General features: G+C 70.4%; 24 protein-coding genes. 11 read left to right on the top strand and 13 right to left on the bottom strand.

The window, feature by feature from the left end; genetic code table 11:
* Positions 1-78: 78 nt before the first annotated feature.
* Positions 79-1,200 carry a dual-specificity RNA methyltransferase RlmN gene (rlmN, locus tag EGT67_RS10455; protein WP_127915994.1) on the top strand — a complete coding sequence of 374 codons (1,122 nt, stop codon included), beginning with the start codon at positions 79-81 and terminating at the stop codon, positions 1,198-1,200.
* Positions 1,201-1,340: 140 nt separating this feature from the next.
* Positions 1,341-3,008, top strand: coding sequence for an alkaline phosphatase D family protein (locus EGT67_RS10450; RefSeq protein WP_127915993.1), 1,668 nt, complete (start codon positions 1,341-1,343; stop codon positions 3,006-3,008).
* A 74-nt stretch (positions 3,009-3,082) separates the two neighbouring features.
* Here the strand turns inward: EGT67_RS10450 and EGT67_RS10445 are convergent, their stop codons facing one another.
* A complete protein-coding gene (locus EGT67_RS10445; protein WP_127915992.1) occupies positions 3,083-3,352 on the bottom strand; it encodes a DUF2631 domain-containing protein in 270 nt (89 codons plus the stop codon).
* A 148-nt stretch (positions 3,353-3,500) separates the two neighbouring features.
* Here EGT67_RS10445 and dxr point away from each other — a divergent pair, with 148 nt between their 5' ends.
* From dxr to EGT67_RS10425, 4 genes are all read left to right on the top strand, one after another.
* Positions 3,501-4,658 carry a 1-deoxy-D-xylulose-5-phosphate reductoisomerase gene (gene dxr, locus EGT67_RS10440; RefSeq protein ID WP_127915991.1) on the top strand — a complete coding sequence of 386 codons (1,158 nt, stop codon included), beginning with the start codon at positions 3,501-3,503 and terminating at the stop codon, positions 4,656-4,658.
* A 6-nt stretch (positions 4,659-4,664) separates the two neighbouring features.
* Positions 4,665-5,897 carry a M50 family metallopeptidase gene (locus EGT67_RS10435; RefSeq protein ID WP_127915990.1) on the top strand — a complete coding sequence of 411 codons (1,233 nt, stop codon included), beginning with the start codon at positions 4,665-4,667 and terminating at the stop codon, positions 5,895-5,897.
* 61 nt (positions 5,898-5,958) lie between these two features.
* Entirely contained in the window at positions 5,959-7,113 is a 1,155-nt protein-coding gene (ispG, locus tag EGT67_RS10430; protein WP_127915989.1) for a flavodoxin-dependent (E)-4-hydroxy-3-methylbut-2-enyl-diphosphate synthase, read from the top strand.
* 126 nt (positions 7,114-7,239) lie between these two features.
* Positions 7,240-8,076 (top strand): GNAT family N-acetyltransferase, encoded by an 837-nt coding sequence (locus EGT67_RS10425; protein ID WP_127915988.1) that lies wholly within the window; start codon positions 7,240-7,242, stop codon positions 8,074-8,076.
* A gap of 37 nt (positions 8,077-8,113) precedes the next feature.
* Here EGT67_RS10425 and EGT67_RS10420 read toward each other — a convergent pair whose 3' ends face one another.
* Together EGT67_RS10420 and EGT67_RS10415 are read right to left on the bottom strand one after the other, a co-directional pair.
* Entirely contained in the window at positions 8,114-8,914 is an 801-nt protein-coding gene (locus tag EGT67_RS10420) for a nuclear transport factor 2-like protein (RefSeq protein WP_127915987.1), read from the bottom strand.
* A gap of 49 nt (positions 8,915-8,963) precedes the next feature.
* Positions 8,964-9,830, bottom strand: coding sequence for a LuxR C-terminal-related transcriptional regulator (locus EGT67_RS10415; RefSeq protein ID WP_164877525.1), 867 nt, complete (start codon positions 9,828-9,830; stop codon positions 8,964-8,966).
* Positions 9,831-9,933: 103 nt separating this feature from the next.
* On the opposite strand from EGT67_RS10415, the gene EGT67_RS10410 reads away from it, so the two are divergent.
* Positions 9,934-11,559 carry an AMP-binding protein gene (locus EGT67_RS10410; RefSeq protein WP_127915985.1) on the top strand — a complete coding sequence of 542 codons (1,626 nt, stop codon included), beginning with the start codon at positions 9,934-9,936 and terminating at the stop codon, positions 11,557-11,559.
* A gap of 85 nt (positions 11,560-11,644) precedes the next feature.
* Here the strand turns inward: EGT67_RS10410 and EGT67_RS10405 are convergent, their stop codons facing one another.
* Positions 11,645-13,816 carry a hypothetical protein gene (locus tag EGT67_RS10405; protein ID WP_127915984.1) on the bottom strand — a complete coding sequence of 724 codons (2,172 nt, stop codon included), beginning with the start codon at positions 13,814-13,816 and terminating at the stop codon, positions 11,645-11,647.
* A gap of 120 nt (positions 13,817-13,936) precedes the next feature.
* On the opposite strand from EGT67_RS10405, the gene EGT67_RS10400 reads away from it, so the two are divergent.
* Positions 13,937-14,728: an SGNH/GDSL hydrolase family protein gene (locus tag EGT67_RS10400; protein WP_127915983.1), complete on the top strand. Its 792-nt coding sequence runs from the start codon at positions 13,937-13,939 to the stop codon at positions 14,726-14,728.
* Between the two features lie 73 nt (positions 14,729-14,801).
* Here the strand turns inward: EGT67_RS10400 and EGT67_RS10395 are convergent, their stop codons facing one another.
* Genes EGT67_RS10395 through EGT67_RS10370 form a run of 6 tightly spaced genes read right to left on the bottom strand, consistent with a single transcriptional unit; the run spans position 14,802 to position 20,618 of the window.
* Positions 14,802-15,599 carry an ABC transporter permease gene (locus EGT67_RS10395; protein WP_127915982.1) on the bottom strand — a complete coding sequence of 266 codons (798 nt, stop codon included), beginning with the start codon at positions 15,597-15,599 and terminating at the stop codon, positions 14,802-14,804.
* Positions 15,574-16,479: a 2-aminoethylphosphonate ABC transporter permease subunit gene (locus EGT67_RS10390; RefSeq protein WP_127915981.1), complete on the bottom strand. Its 906-nt coding sequence runs from the start codon at positions 16,477-16,479 to the stop codon at positions 15,574-15,576. The genes EGT67_RS10395 and EGT67_RS10390 overlap by 26 nt, the downstream gene beginning before the upstream one ends.
* Complete coding sequence (locus EGT67_RS10385; RefSeq protein ID WP_127915980.1) at positions 16,476-17,669, bottom strand: ABC transporter ATP-binding protein; 1,194 nt, start codon at positions 17,667-17,669, stop codon at positions 16,476-16,478. Before EGT67_RS10385 ends, EGT67_RS10390 begins: the two co-directional genes overlap by 4 nt.
* A 1-nt stretch (position 17,670) precedes the next feature.
* On the bottom strand, positions 17,671-18,732 hold the full coding sequence (locus EGT67_RS10380) for a 2-aminoethylphosphonate ABC transporter substrate-binding protein (RefSeq protein WP_127915979.1): 1,062 nt from the start codon (positions 18,730-18,732) through the stop codon (positions 17,671-17,673).
* Between the two features lie 58 nt (positions 18,733-18,790).
* Positions 18,791-19,468, bottom strand: a complete 678-nt coding sequence (locus EGT67_RS10375; protein ID WP_127915978.1) for a phosphonatase-like hydrolase — start codon at positions 19,466-19,468, stop codon at positions 18,791-18,793.
* A gap of 22 nt (positions 19,469-19,490) precedes the next feature.
* Positions 19,491-20,618, bottom strand: a complete 1,128-nt coding sequence (locus EGT67_RS10370; RefSeq protein ID WP_164877524.1) for a TIGR03364 family FAD-dependent oxidoreductase — start codon at positions 20,616-20,618, stop codon at positions 19,491-19,493.
* Between the two features lie 99 nt (positions 20,619-20,717).
* On the opposite strand from EGT67_RS10370, the gene EGT67_RS10365 reads away from it, so the two are divergent.
* Both EGT67_RS10365 and EGT67_RS10360 read left to right on the top strand, forming a co-directional pair.
* Complete coding sequence (locus tag EGT67_RS10365) at positions 20,718-21,257, top strand: HD domain-containing protein (protein WP_127915976.1); 540 nt, start codon at positions 20,718-20,720, stop codon at positions 21,255-21,257.
* Positions 21,254-21,955, top strand: coding sequence for a GntR family transcriptional regulator (locus EGT67_RS10360; RefSeq protein WP_127915975.1), 702 nt, complete (start codon positions 21,254-21,256; stop codon positions 21,953-21,955). The genes EGT67_RS10365 and EGT67_RS10360 overlap by 4 nt, the downstream gene beginning before the upstream one ends.
* Before the next feature lie 9 nt (positions 21,956-21,964).
* Here the strand turns inward: EGT67_RS10360 and EGT67_RS10355 are convergent, their stop codons facing one another.
* The 3 genes from EGT67_RS10355 to EGT67_RS10345 all read right to left on the bottom strand — a co-directional run bounded on the left by EGT67_RS10355 (position 21,965) and on the right by EGT67_RS10345 (position 25,017).
* Positions 21,965-22,294, bottom strand: a complete 330-nt coding sequence (locus tag EGT67_RS10355) for a hypothetical protein (RefSeq protein WP_241565964.1) — start codon at positions 22,292-22,294, stop codon at positions 21,965-21,967.
* Positions 22,295-22,376: 82 nt separating this feature from the next.
* Complete coding sequence (locus EGT67_RS10350; RefSeq protein ID WP_127915974.1) at positions 22,377-23,441, bottom strand: patatin-like phospholipase family protein; 1,065 nt, start codon at positions 23,439-23,441, stop codon at positions 22,377-22,379.
* A gap of 559 nt (positions 23,442-24,000) precedes the next feature.
* On the bottom strand, positions 24,001-25,017 hold the full coding sequence (locus EGT67_RS10345) for a zinc-dependent alcohol dehydrogenase family protein (RefSeq protein ID WP_127915973.1): 1,017 nt from the start codon (positions 25,015-25,017) through the stop codon (positions 24,001-24,003).
* A 115-nt stretch (positions 25,018-25,132) separates the two neighbouring features.
* Between EGT67_RS10345 and map the strand changes: the two genes are divergently transcribed.
* Positions 25,133-25,990 (top strand): type I methionyl aminopeptidase, encoded by an 858-nt coding sequence (gene map, locus EGT67_RS10340; protein WP_127915972.1) that lies wholly within the window; start codon positions 25,133-25,135, stop codon positions 25,988-25,990.
* Positions 25,991-26,002: the final 12 nt, after the last annotated feature.

The raw sequence follows: 26,002 nt of genomic DNA, 5'->3' as shown, positions 1-26,002 counted from the left end.
TGTCGATCATCACTCACCGTATGGCGTTGCGCACGTGCATCGGTGAGACCGCGCGGGTAATGGGACAATGGCAGGACCATGACTGCCTCGCCTGCTTCGCTTCCTCTCGTCTTCACCGCGCCGCGCCGCGGCATGCCGCCGCGGCACCTCGCCGACCTCGACGCCGCCGAGCGCAAGGAGGCGGTCAAGGAGCTGGGGCTGCCGGGCTTCCGGGCAGACCAGCTGGCCCGTCAGTACTACGGCCGCCTCGAGGCCGATCCGGACAAGATGACCGACCTGCCTGCCGCGATGCGCGAGCAGGTCGGGGCGGCGCTGTTCCCGCAACTGCTGTCCGTCGTCAGGCACGTCGCGTGCGACGCCGGCCAGACCCGCAAGACGCTGTGGAAGGCGAACGACGGCACGCTGCTCGAGAGCGTCCTGATGCGCTACCCGGACCGGGCGACGCTGTGCATCTCGAGCCAGGCCGGCTGCGGCATGGCCTGCCCGTTCTGTGCGACCGGCCAGGGCGGACTGGACCGCAACCTGTCCACCGCCGAGATCGTCGACCAGGTGCGCGCGGCCGCGGCCGCCCTGCGGGACGGTGAGATCGAGGGTGGGCCGGGGCGCCTGTCGAACATCGTGTTCATGGGCATGGGCGAGCCGCTCGCGAACTACAAGCGCGTGGTCGCGGCGGTGCGCCGGATCACCTCGCCGGCGCCGGACGGGCTCGGCATTTCGCAGCGCGCGGTGACGGTGTCGACCGTCGGTCTGGCGCCCGCGATCCGCAAGCTCGCCGACGAGGAGATGTCGGTGCGCCTGGCGGTGTCGCTGCACACCCCCGACGACGAACTCCGCGACACCCTGGTGCCGGTCAACAACCGCTGGCCGGTGGCCGAGGTCCTGGACGCGGCGCGCTACTACGCCGACAAGTCGGGCCGCCGGGTGTCGATCGAGTACGCCTTGATCCGCGACGTGAACGACCAGCCGTGGCGCGCGGACCTGCTCGGCAAGAAGTTGCACAAGGCGCTCGGTCCGCTGGTGCACGTCAACCTGATTCCGCTCAACCCCACGCCGGGCAGCAAGTGGGACGCCAGCCCCAAGCCGGTCGAGCGGGAGTTCGTCCGCCGGGTGCAGGAGCAGGGCGTCTCGTGCACCGTCCGCGACACCCGCGGCCAGGAGATCGCCGCGGCGTGCGGGCAGTTGGCGGCCGAGGAGTCCTGAGCCTTCCAGGGCGGCCCGTGTCGGGTCGGGTTCACTGAACGGACACCCGCAGTTCACCCGAGTTACGCAAAACCCACACGTGCGTAAACGGGCGACGTAGGGTCAGCGCCACCCGTGTCCGCGCGCACCCGAGGTGGCCCATGCCCTTTCCGCACCGCAACGTCTCCCGTCGTACCTTCCTCACCGGCCTGTCGGTGATCGGCGGTGCGGCCGTGTTCCCCGCCGCAGCCCATGCGACGCCGGTCCTCCGCCAGGCCCCGGACGCCGGTCCGGGACTGATCCGGAACCCGGAGTTCGGGAACGGTGTGATGGCAGGTGTGCCCCGCACCGACGGCGCCACGTTGTGGACACGGGTCGGCGCGGCGGGCGGCACCGGCAGCCTCGCCGGCAGTCTCGGCGGCACCGCCACCGGCGGAGAACTGGCGCTGATCGTGTCGACCCGCGAGGACCTGTCCGCGCCGGTCGTGGCCGAGCGTGTCCAGGTGCGCGAGGATGCCGACGGCACAGTCCATTTCGATGCGACGGGGCTGGCGCCCGGCGAGACCTACTACTACCAGTTCCGCGGGGACGGGGGAGAGTCGCCGGTCGGTCGGTTCCGCACGTTGCGCCCCGCCGACTCCAACGAACCGGTCCGCATCGGGTGGTTCACCTGCCAGGGTTTCGAGGAGGGCTACTACGCGGCCCACCGCCACCTCGCGGACGAGGACCTCGACTTCGTCGTGTGCCTCGGCGACTACGTGTACGAGTTCACGATGCCCGGGGTCCGGGGCATCGAGGTCAATCCGTTCCCGCAGGCGCTCGACAGCATGCGGGAGAAGTACCGCAGGTACAGGTCGGACGCCGACCTGCGACTGATGCACAGCCGGCACGCGTTCCTGCCGATCTGGGACGACCACGAGTTCCGCAACAACTACAGCAAGGACGGGTGGACATTCCCGGTCGTCGCGCCGGTCGACAGCGCGATCGGGTTCCAGCAGAAGAAGCAGTGGGCGTGGCAGGCGTGGTTCGAGCACATGCCGGTGCCCCGGTTCGGCGACGACCCGTTGCGCACCTATCGCTCGCTGCGGGTCGGACGGACGGTGGAGTTGTTCGCGCCGGACACCCGGCAGTACCGCGACCTGCAGGCGTGTGGCGACTCGCTCGACCACATCCTGTGCGCGGACGCCGACGCACCTGGTCGCACGATGCTCGGTGAGTCGCAGAAGCGGTGGCTGCTCGACGGCATGACCCAGTCGGACGCGACGTGGAAGGTGGTCGCGAACGCGAACATGATGATGGGCATGGTGGTGGCGGACAACGGCACCCGGGCCTACCTCGACACGTGGGACGGCTACGGCGCCGAGCGGACCGAGATCCTGTCCACCGCGGCCCAGTCTGTCGAGAACATGCTCCTGGTCACCGGCGACGACCACGACGGCTGGGCCGGCGAGTTGTGGGACACCGGATTCGCGCCGGGCACCTCGAGCGGTGAGCAGGTGAACGCGCCCGGCACCCGGCGGGCGGGTGTCGAGTTCGTGGTCCCGTCCGTCACGTCCACGAACACCGGCGACGGCGGGTACTCGCTCGGCAGCGGCGACGGCGGCGACCCGGTCGAGGCCGCGCGGGCCGAGGAGGTCAACCGGCGCGCTCGCAACCCGCACGTCAAGCACGCCGATATGGTCAGCCACGGCTACGGTCTGCTCGACGTCGACGCGGGGGAGGCGCACTTCCGCTTCCGCGCGGTCGACAAACTGGATCCGAATTCCGGTGTGACGACGTCGAAGTCGTTCCGGGTACCCGCGGGGCAGTCGGTGATCGAGTCCGCCTGACGGCAACCTGGAACGGCGAAGGCCCCGCACCTGGTCAGGTGCGGGGCCTTCGCCGTCGATCGTGTTTGTCGCGCCTACCGGGGCTTGCGCCGCAGGATGATGTCGCGAACCAGGGCCAGGATGATCGCACCGGCGAAGCCGATGAGGAACAGATCCTCGACCTTGCCGCTGTGGTTGCCGATCATCATCAGCAGCAGGAAGGCTGCGAAGAACCAGCCGGCGAAACGGAACAGTCGCGGAGCCTCGCCACTCCAGCCCCAAGCGGCCGAGGGAACCTCGGCGGTGTCGACGTGCGCGGCGACGACGGGGTCGTACGAAGTGGGGTCCAACTGGGTACCGGCCACGGCTCGATCCTCCTGATCTTACGAATGCGCTATCTCCGCATATCGTGGCATACGACCGGCTGTCGTACGAAGCGGGGTCCCGGCGCTGTCCGCGATCCCGGGGTAATCCTGTGTGATTCTCTCAGCTTGGGTCAGGAACAATGGTTGCGTGGCTGACACCCAACCGACCCGCGTCCTGCTGCTGGGCAGCACCGGCTCCATCGGCACCCAGGCCCTCGAGGTCATCGCCGCCAACCCCGACAAGTTCGAGGTGGTCGGGCTGGCCGCCGGCGGAGGCAACATCGACCTGCTGGCCCGCCAGATCCGCGAGACCGGGGTGACCCGGGTGGCGGTCGCCGACCCCGCCGCGGCTGCGCGGCTGGATCTGCCGGGTGTGCTGTCCGGTCCCGGCGCGGTGACCGAACTGGTCCGGGGGGCCGAAGCCGACGTCGTGCTCAACGCACTGGTCGGCTCGCTGGGGCTCGAGCCGACGCTGGCCGCGCTCGCATCGGGTGCCCGGCTCGCGCTGGCGAACAAGGAATCCCTCGTTGCGGGCGGGCCGCTCGTGACCGCCGCGGCGGCGCCCGGGCAGATCGTGCCCGTCGACTCCGAGCACTCGGCGCTCGCGCAGTGCCTGCGGGGCGGCCGCGCTGACGAAGTGGACCGGCTGGTTCTCACCGCGTCCGGTGGTCCGTTCCGCGGATGGACCGCCGCGGCGCTCGAGGACGTCACGCCGGAGCAGGCGGGCGCCCACCCGACGTGGTCGATGGGCCCGATGAACACGCTCAACTCGGCGTCCCTGGTGAACAAGGGGCTCGAGCTGATCGAGACGCATCTGCTGTTCGGAATCGACTACGACCGCATCGACGTCACCGTGCACCCGCAGTCGATCGTGCACTCGATGGTGACGTTCGTCGACGGCTCGACGCTCGCGCAGGCCAGCCCGCCGGACATGAAACTGCCCATCGCGCTGGCCCTCGGCTGGCCGGACCGCGTCCCGGGCGCGGCGGCCGCCTGTGACTTCTCGACGGCCTCGACGTGGACGTTCGAGCCCGTGGACGCGATCGTGTTCCCCGCGGTGGACCTGGCCCGCCGGGCCGGGAAGGCCGGCGGCTGCATGACCGCCGTCTACAACGCCGCCAACGAGGTCGCCGCCGAGGCGTTCCTGGGCGGCGCGCTGAGATTCCCCGAGATCGTCCGCACCGTCGAACGCGTTCTCGCGGCCGGCGGCGAATGGTCGGCCCCGCCCGCTACCGTGGACGACGTACTGGCGGCCGACGGTTGGGCACGCGCGCGGGCGCGTGAACTCGTCAAGCAGGAGGGCTAGAGCGGCATGGTCTTCGCGTTCGGAGTGCTGCTGTTCGCTCTCGGTATCGGCGCATCCATTGCCCTGCACGAGGCCGGTCACATGTGGACCGCCAAGGCGCTCGGCATGAAGGTGCGGCGGTACTACATCGGCTTCGGGCCGAAGATCTTCTCGTTCCGCCGGGGCGAGACCGAGTACGGGCTCAAGGCGATCCCCGCGGGCGGCTTCTGCGACATCGCCGGCATGACCGCCGTCGACGAACTCGCGCCGGACGAGGTCGACCGCGCGATGTACAAGCAGAAGGCGTGGAAACGCATCGTCGTGATGTCGGGCGGCATCGCGATGAACTTCGTGCTCGGGATCGTGCTGGTGTTCATCCTGGCGGTCGGGTGGGGGCTGCCGAACACGGAGACCCGCGCCGTCGTCGCGGGCACCGTGTGCGTGTCGCCGACGCAGGCCGGCAAGGAAGGCGGCTACGCGCTGGCCGAGTGCTCGGGTGTCGGCCCCGCCGAGGCGGCCGGAATCCGCGACGGCGACGTGATCACCGCGGTCAACGGCGAGTCGACCCCGACCTTCACCGACCTGGTCCGCAAGACCCAACCGCTGACCGGAACCGCGGACTTCACCGTCGAGCGGGACGGGCAGACCCTGGTGATCCCGGTCCAGGTGCAGCAGGCGCAGCGATACGTCAACGACCCCGACTCCACCGAGAGCGCTCCCAAGCCCCCGGTGTCGCAGAACGTCGGAGCGATCGGCATCCAGGCGCCCCCGCGCGTCGTCGAGTACTCGGCGCTCGCCGCCGTGCCGGCGTCGTTCGTGTACACCGGCGACCTCTTCGTGCAGACGGTGCACGCGCTCACCGAGATGCCGGGCAAGGTGGTGGATCTGTGGACCGCGGTCACCGGCGGCGAGCGCGAACTGGACACCCCGATCAGCGTGGTCGGAGCCTCGGTGATCGGTGGCCAGGTCGCCGAACAGGGCCTGTGGGAGGTGTTCGTCGGGCTGCTCGCGTCGCTGAACTTCTTCCTCGGCATCTTCAACCTGCTGCCGCTGCTGCCGCTCGACGGCGGGCACATCGCCGTCACGATCTACGAGAAGATCCGCAACTCGATCCGGCGGGCACGCGGCCTGGCCGCCGGCGGACCCGTCGACTACATGAAACTGATGCCGATCACCTATGTGGTCGTCGTCATCGGCGGCGCATACATGCTCCTGACCCTGACGGCCGACATCGTGAACCCGATCCAGCTGTTCCCGTGACCCGGTTCCGGCAAATGCCCGAACGATAGACTTGCCCCGTACCAACGAAAGAAGGCGAAACGTGACCAGCCCCGTCGGTTTGGGCATGCCCGAAATTCCCGCGGTCCTCGCACCGCGACGCAAGACCCGTCAGCTGATGGTCGGCAACGTGGGGGTCGGCAGCGACTACCCGGTGTCGGTGCAGTCGATGTGCACCACCAAGACCCACGACGTCAACGCCACCCTGCAGCAGATCGCCGAACTCACGGCGTCGGGTTGCGACATCGTCCGCGTCGCGTGCCCGCGGCAGGAGGACGCCGACGCGCTCGCCGCGATCGCGAAGAAGAGCCAGATCCCGGTGATCGCGGACATCCACTTCCAGCCGCGGTACATCTTCGCGGCGATCGACGCCGGTTGCGCGGCCGTGCGGGTGAACCCCGGCAACATCAAGGAGTTCGACGGACGCGTCAAGGAGGTCGCCAAGGCGGCCGGTGACGCCGGGATCCCGATCCGGATCGGCGTCAACGCCGGTTCCCTGGACCCGCGGCTGATGCAGAAGTACGGCAAGGCCACCCCGGAGGCCCTCGTCGAGTCGGCGCTGTGGGAGGCGGGCCTGTTCGAGGAGCACGGCTTCGGCGACATCAAGATCTCCGTCAAGCACAACGACCCGGTCGTGATGGTGGAGGCGTACCGGCAGCTGGCCGCGCAGTGCGACTACCCGCTGCACCTGGGCGTCACCGAGGCCGGCCCGGCGTTCCAGGGCACCATCAAGTCCGCCGTCGCGTTCGGCGCGCTGCTCTCCGAGGGCATCGGCGACACGATCCGCGTCTCGCTGTCGGCGCCGCCGGCGGAAGAGATCAAGGTCGGCACGCAGATCCTGCAGTCGCTGAACCTGCGCCCCCGCAAGCTCGAGATCGTCTCGTGCCCGTCGTGCGGTCGCGCGCAGGTCGACGTGTACACGCTCGCGAACGAGGTCACCGCCGGACTCGAGGGCATGGAGGTGCCGCTGCGGGTCGCGGTGATGGGCTGCGTCGTCAACGGACCCGGTGAGGCACGCGAGGCCGATCTCGGCGTCGCTTCCGGCAACGGCAAGGGCCAGATCTTCGTCAAGGGCAAGGTCATCAAGACCGTTCCCGAGGCCCAGATCGTCGAGACCCTCATCGAGGAAGCGATGCGCATCGCCGAGGAGATGGAAGGTGGGGAGGCGAGCGGCGCGCCGGTGGTCACCGTGAGCTGAAATCTGCCCACCCAGGCGCACCTTCATGGCAATGTGGATCTCGAATCCGGCACTGACAGCCCGACGCTGACAGACATCACGCCGAACGGTCTCAACGACGAGGCACGGGACGAAGGGGGTGTGTCGGTGCTCAAGCTCCTCGGAGCGCGACAACTGAGCGGACGGGACACCGCCCAGGTGCTGCGCGTGCTCCAGTCCGATCCGGTCGCGGCATGCATGGTCGCCGCCCGTGTCCAGCAGTCGGGTCTCGATCCCCGCACGCTCCAGGGCGAGATGTGGAGCCGCGGGGGCCCGGCGGAGTCGCTGTGCTTCGCCGGGGCGAACCTGATTCCGTTGCTGGGCGACGTCGACGATCTGCGTTCGTTCGCCGACCGGGCCAGTCGGTTTCCACGGATGTGTTCGTCGCTCGTGGGGCGCGCGGAGTTGACCCTGCCGTTGTGGGAGATGCTCGAGTCGGAGTGGGGCCCGGCGCGCGAGATCCGTTCGGAGCAGCCGTTGCTCGCGCTGGACGCCGAGCCGGGGGTGCGTCCCGACCCGCACGTGCGCCAGGTCCGGATGGACGAGATCGAGTCGTACCTGCCGGCCGCGGTCGCGATGTTCATCGAAGAGGTCGGGATCGACCCGCGGGCCAACGACGGTGGGCGCAGCTACCGGCGGCGGGTCGCGAACCTCATCGCCTCCGGACGGGCGTGGGCCCGGTTCGAGAACGGCGACGTGGTCTACAAGGCGGAGGTCGGGTCGATGTCGGCCGCCGTCGGGCAGATCCAGGGCGTGTGGGTCGACCCGGCGCGCCGGGGCGAGGGGCTCGGGGCTGCCGGAACGGCGGCGGTCGCGGCGGCAGTGATGGCGCGCGGGCGCATCGCGAGCCTCTACGTCAACAGCTACAACGAGCGCGCCCGCCGGGCGTACGCGCGGGTGGGCTTCAGCCAGGTCGCGACGTTCGCGACCGTCCTACTCGACTGATCCGCACCGCCGGCACGCGGCGGCGCGGATCGGCCGATCACGAGTAGACGTCCGCCTTCGTGATCTCGAACGTCTTGCGGTTGAGATAGCAGAACAGCACCGCGTGCTCGCCGTCGACGGTGCAGGTGGCGGTGACCGTGTCGCCCGCGGCGATGACCTTGGTGACATCGCGGACCGCTCGGCCGCCCAGCAGCGCCGACGCCCGCAGATCGCCGCGCTGGGCGTCGGACACCAGGCGCCGCACCGACCGCTTGCCGCGTTCGCCGACGCTGCGCATCGCGAGACCGAACGCGAGCGATCCGCCGAGGCCCTGCAGTCGCAGCATCCGTGCGCCCATCGCCGCCCCGACACCGAGCTTGGCGCGGTCGATGCCGGCCACCTGCGCGAACATCGGCGCGACCTCCCAGTGCGCGGCGATCCGGCGGATCCGCGGGGCACCGTCGTCGAGCGTCGTCTCGTACAGCAGGTGCATCGGGGCCTTCGCGACGACGCCGTCGCCGAGGCGGGTCTCGATCGTGACGTCCCGGACGACGTCCAGTCCGCACACGATGTCGTCGTGCTCGACGTGGAAGCGAATGTCGTTGGGGGCGATGAACGTGTCCCAGAACCGGGCGAGCGGTTCGCCGCCGCGCACGCGGCTGCGTCGGTCGTACAGCCCGCCGAGGACGGGCCGGCCGCCGACCGGGTCCTCGACCACGTGTCGCTGCGAGAACAGGCCCAGCCAGGCCTCTTTGTCGTGGACGGCGACCGCGGCGGGGGATCCGAGCACGAGATCGAGCAGTTCCTGGGCGGTCGCGCCCCGGGTCACGGTGGCCGCTTCGAGCGGAGTCGCTGACATGGCCGCGAGTATGGCACAGCGGTGGAACGTGTTCCAGAAAATCGTCCGACTACGGGAGCAGTCCGAGTCGGCGGGCGGTGACCACCGCCTCGCGGCGCGAACGGGCGTCCAGCTTGCTCATGGCGCTGCGTAGGTAGCTCTTGACCGTCTCCGGCTTCACCGAAATTCGTTCGGCGATATCGGCGTTGGTGCACCCGAGCGCGGCGTGGCTGAGGACGTCGATCTCGCGGGGCGACAGCGTGACGGACGTCTCCGGCCGCGTCGTCCCGTCGGGGGAGCCGACTGCCGCCAGCCGGCCGGACAGGGCCCGCAGCCGCTCCTGGAGTTCGGGTTGCTGCACCGTCTGCGCGATGCTGCGCAGTTCCGCGTACACGTCGCGGATCTCCTCGGTGTCCACCGCGTGTGCGGTGTGTTCGGCGGCCGCGGCGTCGAGCAACTGGACCCGGCGGTCCACCTCGTCGCGGATGGCGATCTCGTTCGCGAGCCGGCGGCCGGCCTGCATCATCACGTCGGCGATCCGATCGCCCAACTGGACGCGTTCGCGGATCGCGGCGTACATGACGGCGCGGGAGTTCCCGCGGACGACCACGGGCACCGCCAGCACCGAGCAGAGCCCCTCCGCGAGGACGGGTCCGTCGTAGTGGTGGGTGATGGTCCGGGCGCGGCCGTAGTCGTGGACCGCGATCGGATTCTTCCGCTCGACGACCCGTCCACCGAGTCCCGAACTCTCGCGGACCGCGAGACCGCGTAGGCCGTCGGTGAAGGTGCCCACGAACTCGCCCAGGTGCAGCGTGCTGTTCTGGACCTCGCCGCCGAAGACGACGGGAACGACGCCGGTAGAGGCGATTTTGCGGAGCTCGGTGCGTAGCGCATCACGGTCGCGTGGACGAAGAAGGGCCGTGGTGTCGATCGGCATCCTCTTCACCCCTTTCCGGGGGTAGTGGGTCGAGGCTGTGACTCGGATCATAGGGGGGATGAAGGCCCGATGGTGAGCTGGGCCCCGACGACGAGGAGTGACGATGACCGTCGACACCACCACCCGCGTGCGCGAGCTTCTGGCGCAGTACGACACCCCGCAGGCGTGCGCCGCGGAGCTGCTGTGCGATCGGCATCCGGCCGACGCGGTGGCGTTCACGGTCGTCGAGAGCGACCTGTCGTCGACCGATCTTACGTACGGCTGGCTGCGTGAGCAGTCCACCCGTTTCGCGGCGGCCCTCGCCGACCTCGGCGTCGAGCCCGGTGACTGCGTCGCGACGCTCATGGGCAAGTCTGCCGACCTGGTCGTCGCGCTGCTGGGTATCTGGCGTCGCGGGGCCGTCCATGTCCCGCTGTTCACCGCGTTCGCGCCGCCGGCGATCGCGTTCCGGCTCGAGGCGAGCGGCGCCAAGGTCGTGATCTCCGACGCGAATCAGGTCGACAAGCTCGCGCCCGGCGACGACATGCCCGCGAACCCGTCGTGGCGCGTCGTCGTCGCGGGCGGTGAGGCCGAGGGCGCTCTGGCGTTCGACGCCCTGGTGGCGGGCTACACGGCCGACGACCCGCGCGGTGCCGCGGTGGCGCTGGGCGGCGATGCCCCGATCGTGCGTTTGTTCACCAGTGGCACCACCGGCAGCCCCAAGGGGGTTCCGGTGCCGATCCGTGCGCTCGCGGCGTTCCGCTCCTACATCGAGCTGGGTCTCGACGTGCGCGAGGACGACGTGTTCTGGAACGCCGCCGATCCGGGGTGGGCGTACGGCCTGTACTACGCGCTGCTCGGCCCGATGGCGTCCGGCATCCGCAGCATCCTGCTGCACGCCGGCTTCTCGGCGCCGCTGACGTGGCAGGTGATGGAGCGCTTCGGTGTCACCAACTTCGCCGCCGCCCCCACGGTGTACCGCAGCCTTCGGGCCGACGAGACCCCCGTCCCGGAGTCGGTGACGCTGCGCCGCGCGTCGTCGGCCGGTGAGCCCCTCACCCCCGACGTCATCGCATGGTCGGAGTCCGAACTGGGTGTGACCGTCCACGACCAGTACGGGCAGACCGAGCACGGCATGTTCATCATCAACGCGTGGGCCGACGGGCTGCGCGAGGACGTCGTCCCCGGCTCGATGGGGCGTCCCCTGCCCGGCTGGAGCTGCGCCGTCCTCGCCGACGACGCCGACGAGATCGCCCCGCCGAACACCCCCGGCCGCGTCGCGATCGACACCCAGGGCAGCCCGCTGATGTGGTTCACCGGCTACAGCGACGCCCCCGAGAAGACCGCGGCGCGCTTCACGCCGGACGGCCGCTGGTACATCACCGGCGACGCCGGGCAGGTTGACGAGCAGGGCCGGTTCTTCTTCTCCTCCCGCGACGACGACGTGATCATCATGGCCGGCTACCGCATCGGCCCGTTCGACGTCGAGAGCGTGCTGGTGATGCACGACGACGTCGTCGAGGCCGCCGTCGTCGGCATGCCCGACCAGTTGCGCGGCGAGGTGCTCGAGGCGTTCGTCGTCCTGCGCTCCGGCGTCGAGGGCACCGACGAGCTCGAGAAGGATCTGCAGCAGCTGGTGAAGAAGAAGTTCGCGGCGCACGCCTACCCGCGCACCGTGCACTTCGTGCCGCACCTGCCCAAGACCCCCAGCGGCAAGGTTCAGCGGTACATCCTGCGCCAGGGTCAGTGACGTTCGGCCTGAGCGCCCATTCGTCGCCCGTTTCCGCGGAATTCCGCGGTCTCGGCGCAGGAGTGGGCGCTCAGGCTCGGTTCGGTCACGCGGTCTCCAGCTCGTGCAGGATCGGGCGCAGGCGGGCAACGGCTCGCGTGTCCTCGACCGCGACGTCGCCGCTGGAGTCGAATCGCTCGTCGCGGTCCACGAGGGACCGGAGCCCTTTCGCGGCCGCGCGGCGAACCGGTGCCGGCGCGGCCGCCAGCCGCTCGGCGAGCTTGAGGCCGGCGTCGCGCGCCCACCGGTCGGACACGGCACCCGCGACCACCTTCGCGATGCGCGCGGGGGATCCGGGCAGGGGCAGCCCGAGGTCGAGGACGGCGATCGCGGCGGCGGCGCTCGTCTTGACGAGCGGACCGTTGTAGTCCTTGCGGCCGGTGACCACGAGATCGGCGAGCAACGCCTCGAGGTCGGTCCGCGCCTCGGGCGCCAGCACCTGCTGGGCCCGCCAATCGAGCGCGAGACCGATGGCTTCCTCGATCGGACCGCGACCGGCGTCGATGATGCCGCGCAGCACAGGCCACCCGGCGGCGGCCTCGCCCGAGTCGACGGCCGCGAGGATGCGTAGCGCGGTGGTCTGGTCGCTTCGCTGGTAGTCGCTCGTCGCGGGCTCCTCGCCGACGAGGCTGCGGCACCAGCCGAGGAAGCGCGGGTCGGTGCGGTCGGCCCAGTGCGCGAGCACCTCCGACTCCCTGTACTCGAGGTCGGCGTCGAGGACGCGGTGGAAGTCGTCCGCATCCTTCGTCAGCCGTGCGAGGGCGAGGAGCACGGTCGCGTCGCCGGTGACGCCGACCTCGCGGATGCGGTCGATGCTCGCGGCGTCGCCCCACGCCGCGAGCGCGGCGGCGGCCTGCTTCGGCGCGACCGGCAGCAGCTCCCGAACCTCGGGCAATGCGCCGGCGGCGGCCTCGGCCGGCCACGAGCCGAGCAGGTCGATCAAGTGTCCGGCGCCGTCGCGGGCCGGATCGGCCGGTGGCTGTTGGCGCAGCGCCTGCCGGATACCGGCGACGAGCATGGTGGCGGACGGTGCCTGCTCGCGGACGAGTGCGTAGCCGAGCGCGGAACGCCCCGACGCGGAGGTGGCAACCATGAGGCCGCGGGCGGCGGGGTTCGTGAGCAGGGCCTGGGCCATCGGGCGAGCCCATCGTCCGTCGCCGGCTCGCAGCAGGGCGAGGGCGGCATCTGCCCGAGCATCCGTGTCGAACGTGCTCGACCCGACGGCGGAGCTTCCCCCGGCAGTGACCTCTTCGGCGAGGGCGACGAGCGAGTCGCAGACCTCGGGCGTGGGTGGGCACTGCCGGAGCGCTGCGATCATCGTCTCCGGCCCGGCGTCGGGGAGCGCCGCGAGTGCCAGCAGACGCCGGACCGCCGCCGGAGCGCTGCTGCGGGAACGGAGGACGACATCGACGAGCCCTGCGATCGTCGTCTCGTCCGGCGTCGGCAGCGCGGCCAGAACGTGAGCCGATGCCTCGGGGTTGACCGCGCTCAACCACTCGGGGAGGTTTCCGACACCGAACGCGATGTGCGGCGCGACCTCGACGGCGAGCTCCCATCCCGCTACCAGCGTGTCGAGGTCGGCGCTGTCGGTGCCGCCGGCCGCGATCCGCGCGAGGGTCGCCGCCATCACCAGGCCGGCATCCGCGTCGGCGAGCGCCGCCGAGACGTCGACACCGAGAGTGGTGAGCGCGGCGACACATGCCTGCTCGACCTGCGCCGACGGGCGCGTGCTCGCCCGCGCCGCGAGCGTGTCGAGGGCAGCGGGCGCGGTCGTGCGCGCCGCGGCCTGCAGCAGCGCGGCGGCCGCGGCCTCGGAGCCGTCGTCGGCGATCAGCGGTCGTACGAGCGCCGCGATCCCGGCCAACGAGTCTCGGGCCGACCGGACCAGGGCGGACGTCTCGGTGTCGTCCACCTCGACCTGTTCGTAGTCGTGCACCGCGTCGGCGAACATCAGCAGCAGCCACGCGGTGCCCTCCGCATCCGCGGCTTGCCGTGCGCCGAGCAGCGACGCGATCGACGCCATCGCCGGCGCGGTCGAGTCGTAGAGGGTGCCCTGGTGCAACACCGCCGCCCACAGCTCGTGCAGCGACTCCTCGACCGTCTCCGCGTCGGCCAGCCCCTCGATCCAGCCGGGCACATCGCTCGCATCGCCGTATGCGTGCTCCAGCGTCGGCCAGTCGACCTCGGCGAGGTGGGTGCGCCAGTGCACGCTGTTCATGGGTCTCCTTGCTCGCGTGGGTGGTCGCCGAGGAGTCTGCCATCGCCGGGAGCGTGTTCGGCGGGGGAGGACACGAGGTCTAGGCTCGTCGCACCGCGGAAGCTGAGATGAGGAGGGACCGTGTTCAGTCGGTTCGTGGCGATCGGTGACAGCCAGAGCGAAGGACTCAACGACGGCGACGACCTGCTGGGTTACCGAGGCTGGGCGGACCGGCTCGCCGAGCGGCTCGCGGAGATCAACCCCGAGATGCTCTACGCCAACCTCGCGATCCGGGGCCGGCTGGCCCGCCAGGTGCGGGAGGAGCAGTTGGCCCCGGCGTTGGCGCTGGAACCCGACCTGGCATCCGTCGTCGCCGGCGTGAACGACCTGCTGCGACCGAAGTTCGAACCTGTCGCGATCGCAGCCGAACTGGAGATCGCGTTCGAGGCGCTGACCGCGTCGGGTGCCCGGGTGCTGACGATGGCGTTCCCCACGCTCGGGGCGGGCATGCCGGGCGGCCGCGCGATCATGGCCCGGATCTCGGCGCTGAACACGGAGATCCGGGCGGCCGCGGCACGCCACGATGTCGCGGTGATCGACCTCGAGGTGTACCCGGTCGCGACGGACCCGCGGCTGTGGAGCTGGGATCGACTGCACCTCAACGCGGATGGACACGACCGTCTGGCCGCGGCCGCGGCCACGGTGCTGGGAGTGCCCGGCACCGACCTGAGCTGGCAGGACAGTCTGGGTCCGCTGCCGCCGGTCACCGTGCTCGGGCGAATCCGTTCCGACACCGATTGGGCGGTCCGGTTCCTCGGGCCGTGGCTCGGGCGCCGCGTGCGCGGAACGTCGTCGGGCGCCGGTCGCGTCGCGAAGCGTCCGGAACTTACTCCGGTCCGGCGGGCGGGCGAGCAGGATACGTTCTCGGCCTGATCGCCTATTCCTGGCCCGGGGACGCGGGATTCCGCGCGGCGGAGCGAAGAATGGACGATCAGACCGAGCGGGGTCAGCGCGCCGCGCCGCGGCCCCGGATCCGCCCGAGCACCAGCAGGGCGAGGAGGGTGACCAGGAGCAGCAGGGTGGTGTTCGCGGCGGCCTGGAACACCTGTCCACGGTCGGTGAGTCCGAAGATGGCTACCGGCAACGTCTTCCACGTCGCCGGGTACACCATGATCGTGGCGCCCAGCTCGCCCATCGACAGCGCGACGGACAGGCCGGCGGCGGCGCCGAGGGCGGGCACCAGCAGCGGCAGCGTGATCCGGAGCAGCACCCGGGCCGGCCCGGCACCCAGGGATTCGGCTGCCTGCCGGTAGGCGGGATCGAAGCGATCCAGCGCCGCGGAGACCGAACTGAACGCGAACGCCAGCACCAGCACCGCGTGGGCGAGGATGACGATCCACTTGGTGCCACCCAGCAGCAGTGGTCGCTCGTTGAACGCGATGAGCAGACCCAGACCGATGGCCACCGACGGGAGCGCGACGGGCAGGTGGAACACCGCGTCGGTGACCTTGCGCAGCCACGTCGGCGCCTCCCGCGCCGCGAGTGCCGCCCAGGTTCCGACGACGAGCGCGAGTCCGCCGGCGATGATCGCGGTCTGCAGGCTGACGATCATGCTGGCCAGGTTCTCGTCGGACAGCGCCGCCGACAGGTTCTTCGTCCCGAGATCCGACGGCAACGGCCCGTTCCAGGCCCCCGCGAGGGCGGCCGCGATCACGGTCGCGATCGGCGCGACGAACACGATCGCGACCACCGCCGCGAAGAACGTGAGCGTCAGATACCTAGCGCGTCGGGTCCACAGCAGCACGGCTGCCTCCCATCAGTCGGGCGAACAGGAATCGGTAGCCGCCGTACAGGGCGAGCGACAGCGCCACCTGGACCGTCGCGATCACGGCCGCGCCGGGCAGGTCGAACGTGACGATGCCGTGCGTGTAGATCAGCACCGGCAGCGTCATGACGTCCTTGGCGCCGGTGAACAGCACGATGCCGAACTCGTTGAGCGTCAACAGCAGTACGAGCGATCCGCCGGCCATCATCGCAGGCCATGCTTCGGGCAGCACCACCTGACGCAGCACCCGCAGCGGCGAGGCGCCCAGGCTCGCGGCGACGTCGAGTTGGTCGCGAGGGATCTGGGAGAACGCCGCCAGCAGCGGACGCACCACGAACGGCGTGAAGAACGTGATCTCGGCGGCGATCACGCCGAGCGGGGTGTTCAGGAAGTTCAGCGGCCCCTGCTCGGCGCCGGTGATCCGGGTGATGAGCGCGTTCACGGCGCCGGCGGTGCCGTAGAGGAACGTGAACGCGAGCGTGACGAGGAACGACGGCAGCGACAGGATCGTGTCGATCAGCCGGCCCACCACCTTGGACCCGGGGAACGGCACGAAGGCGAGCACGAGCGCCAGGAAGGTGCCCAGGACGAGGCAGCCCAGCGTAGATGCGACGGCCACCTCGACGGTGCGCCACAACGCGTTCCGGAACGACGCCGACCCGAGAACCTCGGACCAGGTGGACCAGCCGCGGCCGGTGTCGGTGACGGTGGACTCGGCCAGCACCCGGGCCATCGGGTAGACCGCGAACCCGACGACCAGCAGCAGCGGCGGCAGCACCCAGAGCCCGGACCGCCGGCGGGACGGTTCCTTACGCAGCGGTGCCTCGTCGACGACGGGGGGTTCGAGGACGGCGGTCACGACGCCACCCTCGGAACCGGCACCAGCACGGCACCGCGCTCGGGGAACCGCATGCCGACCTCGGTGCCGACGGGACGCTCGTCGTGGCCGGGGACGTCGACGTCGATCGGTGTTTCGGGCAGGCTCGGGAGCGCGATCGTCACTCTGGTCGACGCGCCGCGCCACACGCTGGCGACGATCCGGCCCGGCAGCGCCCCACGCTCGGCGGGGGAGGTGAGGGTGATCGCGTGCGGGCGCAGGCAGAGCAGCGCGTCGGCGTCGGACTCCCATTCGGTGCGGCCGATCTCGGGTTGCGGGGCGTGTGCGGTGACGGGCGTGCCGCCCACCGAGACCAGCGCCGACGTCCCGATCACGCGGGTCACGTTGCACGGCAGCAGGTTCGCGCCCCCGAGGAACGCCGCCGTGAAGCTGCTCGGCGGGCGCTTCCACAGGTTCTCGGTGGTGTCGACGTCCACCAGGCGGGCGTCGCGCATCACCGCGATCCGGTCCGCGAGCGCGAGGGCCTCGGACTGGTCGTGGGTGACGTACAGCATCGCGGTGTCCGGCAGCGCGGCCCGCAACTCCTGCAGTTCGGTGAGCATGCTCTGGCGCAGTTGCGCGTCCAGGGCCGCGAGGGGCTCGTCGAGCAGCAGCACCTTCGGCCGGATCGCCAGCGCGCGGGCGATCGCCACGCGCTGTTGCTGGCCACCGGACAGCTCGCGCGGAAAGCGCTTGCCGTACGCCGACATCCCGACCATCGCGAGGGCGTCGGACACGCGGCCGGCGATCTCGGCGCGCGGAACCCGGTGCGCGCGAAGACCGAACGCGACGTTCTCGGCGACCCGCATGTGCGGGAATAGGGCGTACGACTGGACGACGACGCCGATACCCCGCTTGGCGGGCGGCAGGTCGGTGACGTCCCGGCCGCCGAGGCGGACCGTGCCCGACACCGGTCGGGTGAACCCGGCCAGTGCCTTGAGCGCGGTGGACTTGCCCGAGCCGCTGGGGCCGAGCAGGGCGACGGTCTCGCCGCGCGCCACGCGGAGGTTGAAGTCGATCAGGGCCCGGGTGGCCCCGCGTCCGTGTCCGTACGCGACGTTCACCCGGTCGAATGTGATGGCCGGAAGGGACGAGTCGGCCTCGCCCGACGCCGGGTCGGGTGCCTTGCCGATCGTGGTGCGGAGGGACCGCCCGGGCTCGAATCGTGGCATGTCAGTTACCGGTTGCCTTCTGGTAGGCGGCGATGTCGGCGTCCAGCGAGGCGAGGACGTCGTTCCAGTTCGGGGTCCACACCTCGACGCCGTTCACCAGACCGGTCGGGGTCGACGGGTCCGTCGAGTTGCCCGCGGCCGCGCGGACGTCGGTGCGGACGGACACGCCGCGCGCGTCACCGGCGACGGACTGCTGCGCCTTCTCGGACAGCAGGAACTCCATCAGCTTCTTGGCCTCGTCGGAGTGCGGGGCCCCCTTGGCCAGACCCATCACGTACGGCAGCGCGATGGTGGTGCGCTTGCCGTCGGCGGAGGCGGGGAAGAAGATCTCGAACTTCGAGCCGTCGTCCGCGATCGACGCGAGGTTCATCTGGACGTCGCCGTTCGCGACCAGGAGTTCACCGTTGCTGACCTTGGGCTGCAGCTTGCCCGTCGACGACGACGGTCCGACGTTGTTGGCCTGCAGCTTCGACAGGTAGTCGAGCGCGCCCTCCTTGCCCATCAGGTGCTGGAGCAGCAGCAGGACGGCGGTGCCGTCGCCGGCTTGGCCCGGGGTGGAGTACTGCAGCTTGCCCTTGAACTGGTCGGAGAGCAGGTCGTCCCACGTCTTGGGGGCCGGGTTCGCGCCGGGGTTCGCGATGAACGACAGGTAGTTGTCGACGACGGGGACGTACTGGCCGGCCGGGTCATGGACGCCGGCGGGCACCGCGGAGGTGTCGATGCCGCTGGGCTGCAGCAGGCCCTGGGCCTCGGCCTTCTGGATGAACGGCGGCAGCGTCACCACGACGTCGGCCTGCGGGTTCGACTGCTCCTTGTCGACACGGGAGACGACCTCGCCGGAGCCGGCCTCGACGAGGTTGACCGCGATGCCGGTCTCCTCGGTGAACGCGGCGAACTGCGTCTTGTACCAGCCGGCGAGGCCGTCGGCGCTGTAGACGGTGACGGTCTCGCCGCCGGTGCCGGCCGCCGCGCCGGTGCCGCCGCACGCGGTGAGAGTGAGGGCCGCGGTGGTCATGGCGACGGCTGCGACGCCGACGCGGAAAAGCTTGGTGTTCTTGCGCATTCGGATTTCCTGTCTGGGTGAGGGATTCGAACGGTGACGGAAGAACTCGGGAAGAAGCTCAGTGCGAGAGAACGAGATCGGTGAACTCGCGGACCGACGGCACGACGTGGGTCGGGTCGGCGGCGCGCAACTGCTGCTCGTCGTGTGCGCCGGTCAGCGCGCCGGCGACGATGCTCGCGCCCGCCCGTCGGCCGCTGGTGATGTCGCTGGCGGTATCGCCCAGGACGGCAACGTCCTTCACGTCGTCGACGCCGAGACGCATGAGGGCGGTGAGGATCAGGTCGGGGTAGGGGCGACCGCGTCCCGCCTCGGCGGGGGAGAGCGTCAGGTCGGCGAGCGTCTGCCAGCCGAGCGCCGCCAGCAGCTTGTCCTGGGTGGTGCGGCTGAAGCCGGTGGTCAGCGCCACCTGGACGCCGGCATCGCGCAGCGCGGTGATCGACTCGGCGGCACCGGGAATCGCGGCCGCGCCGCCCTCGTCGACCAGGCGGTCGTACTCGGTCTCGAACGCGCGGTTGGCGGCCTGGGCGCGGTCCTCGTCCCCGAACAGGACACGGAACACGACGATCTTGGACTGGCCCATCGTGTCGAGGACGTACCGGCGGGCGGCGTCGGCCTCGGGGCCCGTCGCGGGCAGCCCGGCGGCGGCTCCGGCGGCGTCGAACGCACGGAGCACGAGGCCGTCGTCGGCGACGGTGGTGCCGGCCATGTCGAGGACGGCGAGCTTGATGGTGGTCACGGTCTCTCCTGAGGTGTCGGGGTTACAGGCCCAGTTGGTCGGCGGTCTGTTCGGCGAGGGCCGGGCCGAGGGTCATGCCGCGTCCGCCCGGTCCGGCCACGACGCACACGCCGTCGGCGGGCTGGGCGCGATGCACCAGTTGGGCGGGGTCGAGGCACTGGCTGTAGACGCCGGCCCAGCGCTTGACGATCGGCGGCAGGTGCCGGCCGAGGAGTTCCTCGACGACGCTCGTCAGGTGGCGGTACGGGGCCTCGTCGACGTCGAAGTCGAACGGCTCGTCGTACTCGTGGGTGTCGCCGATGGTGAGGCCGCCGTGCAGGCGCTGCACGCACAGCAACTGCATGCGGTGCTCGGCCGCGGTGGGCTCCTGGGGTTGGGCGTCGCGCAGGGCGTCGAGCGTGGATCCCGCGAAGGCCGGGTAGTAGCGCATGCTGTCGCCGTCGGCGATCGCGGTGGTCAGGGCCTCGCCGAGCGGTGCGGTCTGCATCATCTGCAGGCGGACCCGGCGCAGCGGCAGGTCGCCGGCCAGGTCCCGGGCGAGCCCGCCGAGGGTGGCGCCCGGGCACACGATGGCGAGGTCGGCCTCGAAGGTGCGGCCGTGGTCGTCGCGGATGCGGACGCCCGCTGCTCCGGTGGTGATCTCGCGGGCCTCGGTGCCGGCGTGGAACTCGTACCGGCCCGACGTCGCGAGGTGGCGGCGGATCGCGGGCAGCGCGATCCGGGACTCGACCGCGCCGTCCCGGGTGCAGTGCAGACCGGCCAGGAACTTGCCGCGCAGCGCGGGGTTGACCGTGCGGACCGCGTCGGGCTCGAGCAGGCTGAAGCCGCGGACGTCGGCGTCGGCGCGCGCCGCCATGTCCTCGGCGACCGCGACCTCCTCGGGGGTGCGCAGCAGCGTCATCGACCCGGCGGTGCGGAAGCCGATCTCGGGCACGCGTCGGGCGAGGTCGGCCCACAGTTCCCGGGAACGCAGCGAGGCGTCGAGTTCGTGCTCGGCCCGGCCGGAGACCCAGACCAATCCGAAGTTGCGTACGGTGGCACCGCGCGCTTCGAGTTCGCGTTCGAGATGGACGACGTCGTGTCCGCGTCGGATGGCCTCGTCGGCATGCGCCGTGCCGAGGATTCCTCCGCCCACAATTGCAATTCGCATGGGACACAGCCTGAACATTGGTCTAGACCAACTGGGGGACGTTCGGGAAACGCCAGATGAACAATTGGTATAGACCGGAATTTGTGTAGGCTGACAGGCGTGAACGACGATTCCGCCGTACTCGAAGAGGCTGCTGCGCTGTTGAATTCGCTCTGTGGGGTGTTCGACGGCGAGGCGGTCGACGAACTCGACCACGCGCTCCAGTCCGCCGGCCGGGCGATCGCGGACGGAGCCGACGACGACCTGGTGTTGGCCAGTGCGCTGCACGATCTGGCGCGCAGTCCGCTGACGGCCGCGCCCGCCGACGCGCCGCACGATCGTGTCGCCCGGGCCTGGCTCACGCCGCGGTTCGGTGAGCGGGTCGGCTGGCTGGCGGGGGCGCACGTCGCGGCCAAGCGGTACCTGGCGGCCACCGATCCCGCGTACGTCGGGACGCTGTCGTCGGAGTCGATGGCGACATTGCGGCACCAGGGCGGCCCTGCCGTCGCGGAGGAATGGGTGTCGCACCCCTGGTGGTCGGACGCAGTCCGATTGCGCCGGTACGACGACGGCGCGAAAGTGCCCGGCGCGCAGGCGCCGTCGATCGACGAGATCCTCGCGGTGGCGCGTCGGGTGCGTGTCGGGCGGGCGGCGCGATGACCGCCGAGAGCCTGCCCAAGCACTACGTCGTGCGGACGCATGTGGAGGACCTGCTCGCGGAACTGTCCGAGGGCGACCCGGTGCCCGCCGAGCGGGAACTCGCGGCCCGCTGTGGCGTCTCCCGGGAGACGGTTCGGCAGGCGCTGCACGAACTGCTCGTGGCCGGACGCGTCGAGCGTCGAGGCAGGGGCACGGTCGTCGCGCGGCCGAAGCTGGTGCAGCCGCTGTCGCTCGGGTCCTACACCGAGGGCGCGCTCAGTCAGGGCCGTGAGCCGGGCCGAATCCTGGTGCGGTGGGAGGAGATCGACGCGCACGAGAAGCTCGCGGAGATCCTGGAGATCGCCATCGGCGACCCGGTGATCCACCTCGAGCGTGTGCTGCTGGCCGACGGCGAACGCATCGGCCTCGAGAGCACCTACCTGCCGCTGGGCCGGTTCCCGGACCTCGCGGACACGTTCGATCCGGAGACCTCGCTGTACGCGGCGATCCGCGCGAAGGGGATCGAGTTCACCACCGCCACCGAGCGGATCGAGACCGCCCTGCCCACCCCGCGGGAGGCCGGCCTGGTCGAGTCGAGCACCGCGATGCCGATGCTGAAACTGCACCGCGTCTCCCGCGACGCCGACGGTGTGCCGATCGAGCGCGTCCGGTCGCTGTACCGGGGTGACCGGATGGCGTTCGTGACGGAACTGCGCTGAACGCCGGTGCTACCGTCCGACGAGTTCGAGCGTGAGTCGCACGTAGAGATTCACTTCCTCGACGGCGTACAGGACCACGATCTCGACACTGTCGCCGTGATCGCCCCTGGCCGTCATCGTGATCCGTGGCGGCTCGGCGTCGGCGTGGAGCAGCAGATCGGACTGCCTGCTCCGGCTGATGCGCTCGAATGCCCGGGCCCACTCCGGATGGATGTCGCCGTGGAGTTCGGCCTCGACGTGGACGATGTCGTCCGAACGGGTCGAGACGACCTTGCTGACCTTGACCGGAGCCCACCGACGTTCGGCGGCCCGCGACTGCTGGCCCATTGTCACCCTCACTTCTGACCAGGTTGACCGCTCACCATACCCACTTTCGTGGAAAGCGCATCCGTGCACCGGCAGCGCTGTGGTGCGGCCCCCGTTACGCCCGGTAGCGTTTGAGGTACGCCTCCCAATCCCACTCCTTCAGGAAGGCCTGCGCTGCCTCGTAGCCCTTCGCGTAGAGCGCCTCGGCTTTGGGCCTTCCGATATCGAATTCGACAACACCCACGTCGGTCGAATCCACGCGGATGGCACGGTCGTTCACCCATGGCTGGTTGAGGTATGCCTGGTCGCGGCCGACCAGGATGGTGGAGACGATGAGCTCCAGCAGGTGCGGTGCTCCCAGCCGCGCAAGCCGCCCCAGTGGGGCCAACGGCCCCAGCGGGATGACCTTGTCGTTGCCCGCGGGCAGGTTGGGTAGCACGGTGATCCCGAAGGTGGGCCATCGCGGCTCCTCGCCGTCGGTTCGGTCGAGTGAGTCGATCGGGAAGTTCGACAGGAGGCCCCCGTCCACCAGCGTCGATGTCACCTTCGTCTTGTCGTTGGTCAATCGGACCGGGCGGAAGAAGAAGGGGATGGACATCGACGCACGGACCGCGTCGGCGACCGATTGCTCGTCGGGGTTCAGTCCGTAGAGTGATTCGTAGTCCCAGGGCAGCCGCACAAGTTGGCCCAGCGTGACGTCCGAAACGGTGACGACGAGCTTGTACCGCCGCTCGCGTGGCAGCCACAGGTAGTCCTTTTCGTCGAGTTTGAGGTCACCGAACGTGTGGACGTTCCGTTCGGCCAGTTCGTTACGAATCCACTCGTGGGCGTAGTCCCCCTTGTAGATGCCGCTGCCGCGCAGCACCGCCTGCGCCGGCCCGAGGACGGGGACACGCTCCAACGGTGCCGGGTCGAGGAAGTCCGCGTAGGGCATGCCGAGGGCGGTGTTCTTCAGCGCCCGGCCCGTCAGCCCGGACGCCACCAGCGCGCCGACAACAGCGCCGGCGGAGGTGCCGGAGATTCTCTGGGGTTTGGCTCCGGCCTCGGTCAGCGCGGCGACAGCTCCCGCGAGTCCGAGGCCCTTGACGCCGCCACCAGCGAGCACGAGATCGGCCTCCTTGGGCCTCAGCGTGGTGCCGCCGGCCTCGCGTTCGCGGGACGAGTGAGTCTCCGTGTGCATGGTGGTCTCCTGTCTCGGGCGAAGGACGCCATGAGAGAAGGTTGTTTCGCGCCGGGTTGGATGATCTGGCCACGGCCGCGAACCACACCGAAGGCATGGCGGCCGCTTCGATGGTGTCGGTTCGCGTGGGCTCGGCGATGGGCGAACGCCGGAAGTCGGTTCGGCCCCAACAGCGAACTTTCGTCCCGCATGCCGGGTCGGATTGGTGTTTCACCGGGACCCGGTGTCCAGCAGTGAACGAAGGCCCGACGCGGAAGGGTGTCGTCTGTATGCCCGGTTCGAACGACCGTCTCGCAGGTCCAGTCTGGACCGTCACGCGGAGTCGAGTCCAGCAGGATCGTGTAACGACTCGACGCACCGGTGTGACCGGTCGGGCGTGTCGCTACGCGAAAGACAGTGCGAGAGTTCCTGGCTGATCAACTCGTCGCGACGAGGCCGGATCGATGCTCCCCGTATCATCCAGAGGGCTGTGGGAGGGCGCGTGACGTCCGGAGGCCGCGGCGTTCCGGATCGCTGGCCGGACACAGCTCTGCTCCCGATGACCCCCCGGGTTGGCAGGTCAGGGCCGCAGCAGCACCTTGATCGCGCGCCGTTCGTCCATGGCCCGGTACGCCTCCGCCACCTGATCGAGCGGCAGTGTGAGGTCGAAGACCTTGCCCGGCTCCATCCGGCCGTCGAGCACCCGGCCGATCAGGTCGGGCAGGAAGCGGCGCACGGGCGCCGACCCGCCGCGCACGCCGATGTGGGTGTCGAACAGTTCCCGGGCGGGGAACTCGACGCCGTGCGGCACTCCCACGAAGCCGACGTTGCCGCCGGGACGGGCGCAACGCAGTGCCTGCGACATCGACTCCTTCGTGCCGACGCATTCGAGAACCGATTCGGCGCCGACTCCGTCGGTCAGCTCGGCGACCCGGGCGACGCCCTCCTCGCCGCGCTCGGTGACGATGTCGGTGGCGCCGAACTCGACAGCCAACTTCTGACGGTTGGTGTGCCGGCTCATCGCGATGATCCGTTCCGCGCCCAGTTCCCTGGCGGCGAGCACGCCGGACAGCCCGACCGCGCCGTCGCCGACGACCACGACCGTCGAGCCCGGGCGTACCTCGGCGGCCGCCGCCGCGTACCAGCCCGTCCCCATGACGTCGGAGAGCGCGAGCAGGCTCGGGATCAGGGCCTCGTCCGGCCGGTCGGGAACCGCGACGAGGGTGCCGTCGGCCAGCGGCACGCGGACGTACTCGGCCTGGCATCCGTTGACGAATTCTCCTAGTCGGCAGGATGATTGGTATCCGTAGCGGCAGTGCGCGCAGGTGTTGTCGGACGCGAGGAACGATCCGATGACGAACTGTCCGGGCGCGACCGTGGTGACCGCGCCACCGACTTCCTCGACGACACCGACGTATTCGTGGCCGATCGGGCGAGGCTCGTCGACCGGGGTGATGCCGCGGTAGCGCCACAGGTCCGAGCCGCACACGCACGTGGCGACGACTCGGATGATCGCGTCGGTGTCCTCGACGATCCGCGGGTCGGGCAGTTCCTCGAACCGGATGTCCCGCGGTGCGTGGATGACGGTTCCTCGCATGGGCGTACTCCTCAGGTCGGGAAGGCGGTCCTTGCACCCTATGCCCGACGCGCCCTCGCGGCCGGTGCAGCGGCCACGCGGACCTCGCGGCGGCTCGGCGGTCTACCCTGGACCCATGTCTGTTCGCACCGCTCTCGTCCCCGGAACCGTCTCACCCGTCCTCGCCGTCCCCAAGGACATCGAGCGTCCCGAGTACGTGTGGAAGGCGACGGCCCGTGAGGGCAAGGAGCCGTGGGTGCAGACCCCGGAGACCATCGAGAAGATGCGGGTGGCGAGCAAGATCGCCGCGCAGGCGCTGCAGGAGGCCGGCAAGGCCGTCGCCCCCGGTGTGACCACCGACGAGCTGGACCGCATCGCGCACGAGTACATGTGCGACCACGGCGCGTACCCGTCCACGCTGGGCTACCGCGGTTTCCCGAAGTCGTGCTGCACGTCGCTGAACGAGGTGATCTGCCACGGCATCCCCGACTCGACCGTCATCCAGGACGGCGACATCGTCAACATCGACGTCACCGCCTACATCGACGGCGTGCACGGCGACACCAACGCGACGTTCCTCGCCGGTGACGTCTCCGAGGAGAACCGCCTGCTCGTCGAGCGCACCCGCGAAGCCACGATGCGCGCGATCAAGGCGGTCAAGCCGGGCCGCGAACTCAACGTCATCGGCCGGGTCATCGAGTCGTACGCCAACCGCTTCGGGTACGGCGTCGTGCGCGACTTCACCGGCCACGGCATCGGCGAGACGTTCCACAACGGGCTGGTGATCCTGCACTACGACCAGCCGAACGTCGACACCGTCATCGAGCCCGGCATGGTGTTCACGATCGAGCCGATGATCAACCTCGGCACCGTCGACTACGACATCTGGGAGGACGGCTGGACGGTCGTCACCAAGGACCGCAAGTGGACGGCGCAGTTCGAGCACACCATCGTCGTCACCGACGAGGGCAACGAGATCCTCACGCTGCCGTGACCGCGGCGCTGA

This window comes from Prescottella agglutinans (assembly GCF_004011865.1).
GTDB lineage: Bacteria > Actinomycetota > Actinomycetes > Mycobacteriales > Mycobacteriaceae > Prescottella > Prescottella agglutinans.
Note: the sequence above shows the minus strand (reverse complement) of the source record. Positions and strands in the feature narration are given on the sequence as shown.